Source organism: Anaerobacillus sp., assembly GCF_046314235.1.
Taxonomy (GTDB): domain Bacteria; phylum Bacillota; class Bacilli; order Bacillales; family Anaerobacillaceae; genus Anaerobacillus.
This window is the reverse complement of record NZ_JBKBWN010000029.1, coordinates 1-9595: the sequence shown is the minus strand read 5'-3', so window position 1 is coordinate 9595 and position 9595 is coordinate 1. Positions and strand designations below refer to the sequence as shown.

The window sequence follows — 9595 nt, the reverse complement described above, 5'->3', positions numbered from 1 at the left end:
CTCTTCATTAATAATAAGCGCGCAATCACCGATGATAAATACATCGTTAAGACCAGGTGCTCTTAAATCAGGATCAACTTTAATTCTTCCACGCATTGTTTCAAAGCCAGATTTATCTAAAATTGAACTTCCACGAACACCAGTAGTCCATACAATTGTTTTAGACTTAATTTCATCACCAGTTGCAAGGATAACTCCGTCTTTCGTTACTTCTTTAATTGGAGTGCTAATTTTAAATTCAACACCACGGCTTTCTAATAAGCTCATTGCGTAATCAACAAGTTCTGGATCAAAGCCAGGTAAAGCTGTTGGCGCCGCTTCTACGCTAAGAATACGAACCTTTTTCCGATCAATATCATATTCTTTACATAATTCAGGAATTCGCTCTGTTAGTTCCCCAACAAACTCAATCCCAGTAAACCCTGCACCAGCTACAATAAATGTTAAATACTCTTCATGTTTAATTTCAGAGTTATTATATGAAGCAAACATATATTCAATATGTTCACGTATTTGACGGACAGAATTTACACTGCGGATAGCAAAGGCATTTTCTTCTACACCAGGAATTCCGAAAGTTTCTGGTTCAGAACCTAAGCCGATGACTAAGTAATCGTAATCGATCACTCCACCTTCTAAAACAACCTGTTTTTCAGCCGTTTTAATCTCAACAACAACGTCTTTTATGAACTTAACTTTATTTGTATCAATGACACTGTCGATTCTCATTCTTGTACGGTCATGATGCAAAGTTCCCGCTGCTGGTTCGTGTAACCACGTTGTTTGGTAATGGTAATTGTGCTTATTAACTAAAGTTATTTCTGCATCGTTATATCCGAGTTGTTTAGATAATCTGGAAGCAGTCATCATCCCACCGTAACCCGCACCTAAAATTAAAATTCTCGGTTTTTTCTTCATTGTTAATCACTCCATTTTTAAATTTTACGTATGGGGCTAGGTAATGTTATTTTCCCCTGTTCTACTAAACATAAGCAAGAGGTTTTTACCATAAGGATTGTGATCTATTTCACTATCTATCACAAAGTGACTTTGTGATTTCCTTCACTTACTTGAGCGAAAAAAAATCTCTATTCCAAAGTTCTATTTTTCTATACCTGCCGTTAAAAATTGTCAAAGAAAGTTCACATTTCCTTCTTGATACTATAATATGTCCTTTGACAAAAAAAATCAACAGTTTTAGCTGATTTATTTCCACTTTTTTTTATATTAATATATTTAAATAGTTACAACTGTATAAATAAGGTAAACCATTTGGTTGAACTGCTATATTTAGGCGAGTATTTTTTTGTGTTTTAGTAACAAGCTATAAACACTAGCGTCAAATTGTTTATATTTAGAATTTTTCGATTTGTATAGCTAATTATCTATTATACCTTTCCTTTGCAACACTTTACCTTTATAATATGATATGTACTATATCAATAAAAAATTTTTATGGGGGGGTGCTAGTCTTGGTTCAAGATACAAACGTATACGATATTACCATTATCGGTGGTGGACCTGTCGGTATTTTCACGGCTTTTTATGCTGGCATGAGACAAGCAAAAGTGAAAATAATTGAGGCAATGCCACAATTAGGGGGACAACTTTCGGCATTATATCCTGAAAAGTACATATACGATGTTGCCGGATTTCCTAAAGTTCGTGCTCAAGAACTTGTCGATAGCTTAATAGAACAAGCAGATCAATTTAGTCCTACTGTCGTCTTAGACCAGACTGTTGAAACAGTTGATAAAGTAGATAAAGACGGCGAAAATGTTTTTCAATTAACGACTAATAAAGGTGTCCATTACTCCAAGACAATTATTATAACAGCTGGTGTTGGCGCATTTCAACCACGTCGTCTAGAAAACGAAGGCGCTAAAAATTATGAAGGTAAAAATCTTCACTATTTCGTAAACGACTTGAATATTTTTGCTGGTGAAAAGGTTTTAATAAGTGGTGGTGGCGATTCTGCGGTTGACTGGGCGCTAATGCTTGCAGATATTGCTGAAGAAGTGACAATTATTCACCGCCGTAATCAATTCAGGGCTCACGAACACAGTGTCGAGTTACTTACGAACTCCGAGAAAATCAAAGTCCGTACACCTTATACAATCTCTGAACTTTTCGGTGACGATGAGAAAATTAATAAAGTTACAATTAGTGAAGTTCGTGGTGACAATTCGGAAACTATAGATGTTGATTCAGTTATTGTTAACTTCGGATTTATCTCAGCATTAGGACCAATCAAAAATTGGGGACTTGAAATTGAGAAAAATTGCATCGTAGTTAATTCAAAGATGGAAACAAACGTACCTGGCATTTACGCTTCTGGTGATATCGCAACTTATGACGGGAAAATGAAGCTAATTGCAGCTGGTTTTGGGGAAGCACCTACTGCAGTTAACAGTGCAAAGAATTACATTGACCCTGAAACAGCAAAAGCTCATGCCCATAGTTCAAGTTTATTTCCACAATAAAGAAAAAGGCTAAGCAAATGCTTAGCCTTTTTCTTATGTTTAACACTCTTCAGGTGTACCTTGATTATCCTTCGTTTTAAATGAAGATCCACAACCACATGTTGCAATGGCATTCGGATTATCGATGGTAAAGCCGCCGCCCATCATGTTTTGTTTGAGAATGTTGTTATATCAACGCTTTTAAGTGTTTTTGGGGATTATGAATTGCAATAAGGGTTGTTAATTGTAAGCCTTCACGATTGTTAATGTCGTTAACCTAAGAATACCCAAATCCTTTACACATTTCAAGTAATAGCCGCACCCTACCTATGACTAATTAAAATATATTGATTCTTTTCCTACACTATAATTAAAAGTCTTGATTTTTTTTAAATCCTCTAATTTTTCTTCCAACTTTTTTGTCTCTTCACCTGTTAGTGACCCAAGAGATAACTCCCAATTTATTAATGATAGAGAATCGTTCACAAGTTCACTGGTAACTTCAAAAATTCTGTGTGCAAATGTACGTAAATCAAATAATTTTCCTTCATTAATTTTTGATTTAAACCCCCAGAAATTAGATTCTTTTATACTTAAACTTTCAAAAAGGTCTGGTGACTCATGCGGCAAAAATAATAAATTTGGTAATTTCTTTTCGGATGTAGAATAACCCATTCCTTGAATAAAAGTTCTATGTTGTAAAGAGTGCCTAATTTGGTAAATAATATTGATTTTTTTCTGGGTTACCTCATCTAATAAAAAGGCATACAGTTTAGGATTGAACACAGATAACTTCTTTATAAAATCAGTATTTTTTTTCTTCAATGGAACTTGAATAGAAATTTTCTGGGGATTTATTTCAAATTTGTAAAAGTCTTTAATAATCCAAGCTATTCCATCAAACGCACCTGTTACCAACATAATCATATAACCTAGATGATAAAGACATTCATCCAATGTATCATTGTTTGGGTTTTTTAGTGAATGAAAATCTATCTTATCTAATGCCTTGGATATTAAATACAACCTTTGATGTAAACTGCCAAAATTCGAGGGATGAATTGAAATTTCTTCATTTGAAATTAAATCCCATTTGATACTTGATTCAATAAGTTGTGGAAAATTAATACTGACTCTATATGAGTAATATGGCTCTTCACCATAAATTCTACTATTAGGACGGTCATAAAAAATACCGTAATAAACTAAAAGTATTCGTAGTTCCTGTAAAAGTTCGTTAATAGTTATCTTTTTAGCATTTATACTGTTTCTTTCATAAAACTCATCATCCTTACTCATTACAAAGTAATCTGGATTAATGTGTGCTATTGCTTGTGAATCCAATACTCTAACTTTACTTTCTCCAACATACACTGCTCCCCACTTTGCTAAATTGCCATTTAAAATCCCTTTTTCTTTCCCGTTATACTTCAGTGCAACTTTTTCTTGAGCATACTTTGTATCTATATATGAACTGAATTCAATGTTTTCCTTTTGGAATAATGCTATTAAATGATTATTCGCTTCTCTCACAGGTAAAAATAACAAGGAAACAAAAGGAAGCTTAGAAATGTCAACAAGTTTCCTTACAGATTTAGATAATTGTTCATAATGCTCACTTAAATATTCTGTATGAACTACTATTACAATTGGATTGTTTTCAGAGGGTATCCCTCTATCAAATGGGTTCTTTTGTATTTCATTCTTGTACATACCATAACTCCTTAAATGTTTTAATCCACTCCATCAAAAAATGTGGAAATAGACACTATACTACTGCAGGTAAGAAAGGTTTCAAAGGAAATTATAAAAAGCTTAATTTTTCCTCCAAACTGATACTCATATTCTTTTACAACTTAAGTGAATATCAAATGGTACAGATTACACCCTTATTACATCAGACAATGCAGTGTGAAATTGTTCCTTTGTTACGATTAACAAATTTGTAGTATTAAACGTATTTTTATCTGCTTCTTTTAGATAATGCAAGTAACGAACTAGTCTAACAAAAGCTTTCAACTTATCGTCGGTCCAAGGAATTACTACCCCCAATCTTCCAAGAGCAGATGCATTAATTGCACCACCCATTAAGTGTTTCCGACTTACTTTGTTCTCAATTTCTATTGCCATAAAACACCTTGCATTTAAGTTTTGATATATAATGTTTTCACAAGTACCTGCTTCTACAAAATCCCCATAACGATACAAATTATCTCGGTTGTAAGTAATTAAGCGTTCAACAAAATCACGGATTCTGTTTACACTAAACATGTCGTTGTAGTCCAACTCGTGCCTTTGATGAGTTGCAAAAGGTCCAACTGCAACGTCTACTCTTGGAGAGTAAATATTTAATGCTCTTTCATCTCTCATTGCATCCCACTCTGTTCTAACAGCGGTATTAGGAAACAATATTTCCAATTTCCCCTTAAGGTACTCTTGATAAATTTTAAGTTTCACTTCCCCTAAATCTTCCAAATTAATATCATTAATTTCTAAAGTTCCAGACATAAAACACTCTCCTTGTTTTTTAAACAATTTCTAATAATATATTTTTTGAGTAATTATTCCCCGAACTGTATGGCTCATCTTCAATTAAAGTAGATACTATCATTATACCAATAACTAGTAATACCTAACTATATCATTCTTCTATTTATCCCTTAACAATTAAGCCGTTTCAAAAAAAAGAGCAAAAAAAATAAAATTGGAAATCCCTGCAGGTATATGGTAATTTTTGTCGAAATATCCTCTTTAGGAAATATGGAGGATAGAAAAATGAGGATAAAAGAGTTCACAATTAAAAATTTCAAGAACATTGGTCACAATGAACCATGTACAGTTACTTTCCCAAGAGTGGATGGGGAAGGAGCATCAGACTTTATTACAATTATAGGAGAGAACAACATAGGAAAATCTTCTCTACTCGAGGCATTAAAGTTATTTCTTCCAGAAACAGATACATCTAATACACCTACTATTGATATGTTCCCTTTCATCATCTCTAAAATGAAACTTACTATCCTCTTATTTCAGCAGATAAAGGTTTCGAACAATAATCTGTATAGTGTGGATGTGGGTGCATGGGGTGTATCTCAACTATAAATCCAGTGAAAGTGTGGAAAATACGCCCCCATCCATAATCGACATAAAGAAAGAGACCCCTTAGGGAGTCCCTTAACTTACTAGTTGATGCTCCTTGATTAACTTGTCTAAAGTCGGTCTAGATACCTCTAATTCCTTTGCGAGCTGAGACTTAGATACTTCTCTATTCATATATCTTTGATAATGCTTATCGAAGTTCTGTATTGATACTTCTTTCCGTCCTTTGTATTTTCCTTCTGCTTTAGCTATCGCAATACCTTCACGTTGCCTTTCAAGCATATTTTCACGTTCAAAATCATTAATAGCACTAATCATCTTTAACATAAGTCTGCCTGTTGCTGTAGAGGTATCAATACTCTCTTTAATTGATACTAGTTGAACTCCTTTTGCTTCTAACAGTTCGACTAGTTCTAACAGGTCTTTTGTGGAGCGTGCTAATCTCGAAAAGTCTGCAACATAGATTGTATCTCCTTCTCTTGCAAAGTCTAACATCTCTTGTAGCTTTGGTCTATTTGTATTCTTAGCTGAGACTTTTTCTTGATACACTTTATCTATTTTGTACTGCTTCATTACCTCGGTTTGTCTTGCTTCGTTCTGTTCAACTGTTGATACTCTTATATACGCTATGTTCATATTCATCTGTCCTTCCATACAAATCTGATGAATTAAAGATAGCATAACGTAAAATTAAAATCTATAACTTTATTTACGTTTTGTAAATTAATAAGAATTCACATTACAAATTTACACAAAGGTAGTGCTTATTATTTGCAAACTTAAGGCAAGCTCTACATTTACATACAGCTTATCGAAAACAACATAATAAACAAGAGATATCTTCTCTTTTGATATAACTTAATAGGATACGACTCTGTTATCGGTTATCGTTTCGCAATACAACCGTTTATTACTACACATTTTGTCATTTTACTGCACTAAAACATATCTATTATTTGAGTCGTATCGATGAATTACCGAATCCTAGTTTGTGGATGAGAGTGGTATCTGTATCAAACCTACTAATCTAACACACTATCTCCACATGAGGCTTACATAATGCCTCCAGATTCACTACACTGAAGCTTACCGTTAAGTAAAGAAGAGGAGGATTAGTAAGAAAGGTACAAGTTAAAACTCCACCATGAGCAATTCTGTACAACTGCGAGCATGTTTATCCTATTAGTCTCATTATGCTTCCGCTTTTAGGATATTAATTGACACTAATAGTAACATAAAGAGTCCCAAATGCAGATGCTCTAATTCTTCTTATGGTTTATAATTAATATAAAGGAAAAATATGGAGGTTTAAAATGAGAAAGAATTTTGTGATATATAAACAATGCGATATCGAGGGTTTTAATTCTTTTAAGTGTTCGTTATGTGGTGAAGATTTCAAATTAAAAACCAACGAAGTTCAAGAAGACGATGTTATTGAGTTATTTTGTCCAAATTGCGGGATTCCAAGCCCTATCTCTAGTTACTACACCGCTGATATAATAGAGCATGCAGAGACCCTTGTTATGAACGAGGCGATGGATATGTTGAATGATATGTTTAAAGGGTTAGAAAGAACTGCAAGGAAGAATAAAAATTTAACTTTTAAAAGAGACAAGCGTTTACCTATTAAACAACCAATGGCATTGTATGAGAATGACGACTTAGACCAAATCGAGTTCATATGTTGTAATAGAAAGGCAAAACTCTCACTATTGTCTAAGACAATAAAGCCGTTTTGTCCATATTGTGGGGTGAATTAATTGGAGAAAATCATTGATGGGAAAGAATTCAAATTAATATCTAGGCAATTCAGAAGAGTTGCAGGGGATTTGCTTAATGCACAAGATACATATGAAGCAACGAGGTTAGCAACAAGATTTATTATGTATATAGATAGTGAGCCAATTCTATCCGACTTTATCGGTAAAAACAACATTCTAGAGTTTGATATGAAGGAAATAATACAGGCAAAGGAATATCATGATAAATTTGACATCCCAATTAAAGTCGATGAGGAAATAGCCTTTATTTATCAACTTTTAAAATATACAACGGAGAACTTTGACAGATATGATACTGTTTCACGGGCATATGCAATGTACAGCGGTGCAAAGATTACTGATAGTATCCGTGAATTTAACAGGGAAGTAGTAAAACTTTTGGTCAATCACATTACAGATTATTTAGAAGAGAAGGCGATTGAATTGGGTATTGACGAAAAACCAAATGCAAAAATTTTAATTCAAGGAAATGTAGGACAACTAAACTTTACAGAAACAGGTAACATTCAAGCTAACCAACAAAATAACAGCCCAAATAGCAATGAAGAACTTTTATCACTTGCTAAGGAACTCATTGCCGCTTTGAAAGATGCTCAAATTGAAAATACTGCTGATAAAGAAGATGCTATTGATTTTGTTGAAGAAGCGACAAATTGTATTGAAGCTGGAAACCAACCAAAACCATCTGTTATCCGTAGAGCAAGGGAGTCATTAAGCAAAATAAGACCTGTTGTAGATGATGCTTCCTATTTAGCTACTCAAATCGATAAAGTTGTTCAAGCATTCAGTAACATGTCCTTCTATTAATGGACAAGTCTCCATGTATGGGCTTGACGAATTATATCTATACGGGTTTGTTTTTTCAGTTGATTAAAGGGTTTATTTAACTCATGACATCGTGGTGTTTTCTCACTCTCAAAATGTAAGAGACTCTTTAGTACAAGTTTACAGGAAAATGCTGCTGTTGTAATAGCAGGTGCAAAATATGTCAAAAAATAATCACTATTAGTATTTCATACCTGTATTAATACCAAGGATTTCGGCAGGGAAGCGAGTTCTACAAAGCATAAGAAATGAGGGATTACACATGGAGCAAAGTAAAAGTAAACATATCCTAGAACTATCTCAGGAATTATTAGATGATATTGAACTGAGTCGTCTTAGTGGAGAGCAGCTTATATTAAAAGCCAGTAGATTAGCAAGATTTGTAGGTTCAAAGGAAATTAAGACATGGCTTTTTATGGAATTAAGTGGATATAAAAATAATGAGATAGGAAAAAAATATATGAGCAAAACAGGTAGATGGATAAATCGTGAAAAAGGAACAGGATACTGGGGTTCATTAGCACAACATGAGTCGGCTTTAGAGGCAGCTAAATTACAGCTTAAAACAATGAGTATTCCAAGTTCAAGTGGTGACTATGCCAATTTAGCAGTTACTAATGTAATACAATCAATGCAAAACACCTCAGCTAAAATAACTACATTAGGAGGAATAAGAAGCAGGGTTTTAGCTCTGCTGCATGATTTTGTTACAAATGTTTATTATGAAAAGGTATTTGATTCCTTAGCAGAAAGTATTTTTGATTCATACAAAAATGACGTAGACCAATTAATTGCTGATAAATGCGGAGATGTCATTCAACAAATACCATCTGTTATAGACCGTTTATCAGATGGAGATTCTGAGTCGATTAGTCAGGCTCTTACAACTTGTAGAAGAATCATTGATTCTTTTGCAAATAATATTTTCACTCCTAGTGAGGAAAACATTGAAATTGATGGGAACACACTTTCTTTAAAAGCTGATAAAATCCAAAATAGAATAAATGTATACGTTCATTTTAATTGTGATAGTAAATCAAGGAAAAAGAAAATAAGGCAGAATCTTTCTAATTTATATGAGAGAGTTTCCTCTGGTGTGCATTCAGAGGTTGAGGCAAATGAGGCTAAATCCTTGTTTTTAAATACTTATTTATTACTAGGTGAGGTATTAACTTTAAATAATAGCAGGCAAACGGAAGAATAAAGGCATGAGATTGGACATTTCCTTCTTCATACAAATAGGTAAGGGTTTGAAATTATCGCTCTTTTCTCACAATAAAAATCATTGGGAACAGAGTGTCGCCAAAATTGTTTTTGTCAATATTAATTTGAGCCATTGTGATCACTTCAAAAGTGAGCCACTTCATATAATTCACCTCCCATTAATGGAGGAGAATGGAAGTTTTGGGAGAGCCAACACTCCCAAAA

At 33.7% G+C, this 9595-nt stretch carries 9 protein-coding genes and 1 pseudogene; 5 read left to right on the top strand and 5 right to left on the bottom strand.

Translation table 11 applies throughout. The features are described from left to right. Nucleotides 1–918: NAD(P)/FAD-dependent oxidoreductase (locus ACK4M9_RS21580; RefSeq protein ID WP_409854842.1), on the bottom strand; the 918-nt coding region annotated here is incomplete at its 3' end. Nucleotides 919–1472: 554 nt separating this feature from the next. Between ACK4M9_RS21580 and ACK4M9_RS21575 the strand changes: the two genes are divergently transcribed. Then, complete coding sequence (locus tag ACK4M9_RS21575; RefSeq protein WP_409854841.1) at nt 1473–2483, top strand: NAD(P)/FAD-dependent oxidoreductase; 1011 nt, start codon at nt 1473–1475, stop codon at nt 2481–2483. Nucleotides 2484–2522: 39 nt separating this feature from the next. Here ACK4M9_RS21575 and ACK4M9_RS21570 read toward each other — a convergent pair. The 3 genes and pseudogenes from ACK4M9_RS21570 to ACK4M9_RS21560 all read right to left on the bottom strand — a co-directional run. Continuing rightward, nucleotides 2523–2639: pseudogene (locus tag ACK4M9_RS21570) on the bottom strand (iron-sulfur cluster assembly accessory protein); the annotation flags it as partial. Between the two features lie 156 nt (nt 2640–2795). Next, nucleotides 2796–4175, bottom strand: coding sequence for a hypothetical protein (locus ACK4M9_RS21565; protein ID WP_409854840.1), 1380 nt, complete (start codon nt 4173–4175; stop codon nt 2796–2798). Between the two features lie 168 nt (nt 4176–4343). Next, nucleotides 4344–4970 carry a hypothetical protein gene (locus ACK4M9_RS21560; RefSeq protein ID WP_409854839.1) on the bottom strand — a complete coding sequence of 209 codons (627 nt, stop codon included), beginning with the start codon at nt 4968–4970 and terminating at the stop codon, nt 4344–4346. A gap of 267 nt (nt 4971–5237) precedes the next feature. On the opposite strand from ACK4M9_RS21560, the gene ACK4M9_RS21555 reads away from it, so the two are divergent. Next, nucleotides 5238–5564, top strand: a complete 327-nt coding sequence (locus tag ACK4M9_RS21555; RefSeq protein ID WP_409854838.1) for an AAA family ATPase — start codon at nt 5238–5240, stop codon at nt 5562–5564. A gap of 72 nt (nt 5565–5636) precedes the next feature. Here ACK4M9_RS21555 and ACK4M9_RS21550 read toward each other — a convergent pair whose 3' ends face one another. Then, nucleotides 5637–6203: a recombinase family protein gene (locus ACK4M9_RS21550; RefSeq protein ID WP_409854837.1), complete on the bottom strand. Its 567-nt coding sequence runs from the start codon at nt 6201–6203 to the stop codon at nt 5637–5639. A gap of 671 nt (nt 6204–6874) precedes the next feature. Between ACK4M9_RS21550 and ACK4M9_RS21545 the strand changes: the two genes are divergently transcribed. The 3 genes from ACK4M9_RS21545 to ACK4M9_RS21535 all read left to right on the top strand — a co-directional run bounded on the left by ACK4M9_RS21545 (nt 6875) and on the right by ACK4M9_RS21535 (nt 9371). Continuing rightward, nucleotides 6875–7321 (top strand): hypothetical protein, encoded by a 447-nt coding sequence (locus ACK4M9_RS21545; RefSeq protein WP_409854836.1) that lies wholly within the window; start codon nt 6875–6877, stop codon nt 7319–7321. After that, entirely contained in the window at nt 7322–8149 is an 828-nt protein-coding gene (locus ACK4M9_RS21540) for a hypothetical protein (protein ID WP_409854835.1), read from the top strand. It abuts the gene before it with no gap. A 280-nt stretch (nt 8150–8429) separates the two neighbouring features. After that, nucleotides 8430–9371 carry an AbiTii domain-containing protein gene (locus ACK4M9_RS21535; protein WP_409854834.1) on the top strand — a complete coding sequence of 314 codons (942 nt, stop codon included), beginning with the start codon at nt 8430–8432 and terminating at the stop codon, nt 9369–9371. The last annotated feature ends 224 nt before the right edge of the window (nt 9372–9595 follow it).

Bases quoted from the DNA above. Each gene is read 5' to 3' on its own strand.
- ACK4M9_RS21565 (WP_409854840.1), bottom strand. From the start codon at position 4,175: ATGTACAAGAATGAAATACAAAAGAACCCATTTGATAGAGGGATACCC.
- ACK4M9_RS21560 (WP_409854839.1), bottom strand. From the start codon at position 4,970: ATGTCTGGAACTTTAGAAATTAATGATATTAATTTGGAAGATTTAGGG.
- ACK4M9_RS21555 (WP_409854838.1), top strand. From the start codon at position 5,238: ATGAGGATAAAAGAGTTCACAATTAAAAATTTCAAGAACATTGGTCAC.
- ACK4M9_RS21550 (WP_409854837.1), bottom strand. From the start codon at position 6,203: ATGAATATGAACATAGCGTATATAAGAGTATCAACAGTTGAACAGAAC.
- ACK4M9_RS21545 (WP_409854836.1), top strand. From the start codon at position 6,875: ATGAGAAAGAATTTTGTGATATATAAACAATGCGATATCGAGGGTTTT.
- ACK4M9_RS21535 (WP_409854834.1), top strand. From the start codon at position 8,430: ATGGAGCAAAGTAAAAGTAAACATATCCTAGAACTATCTCAGGAATTA.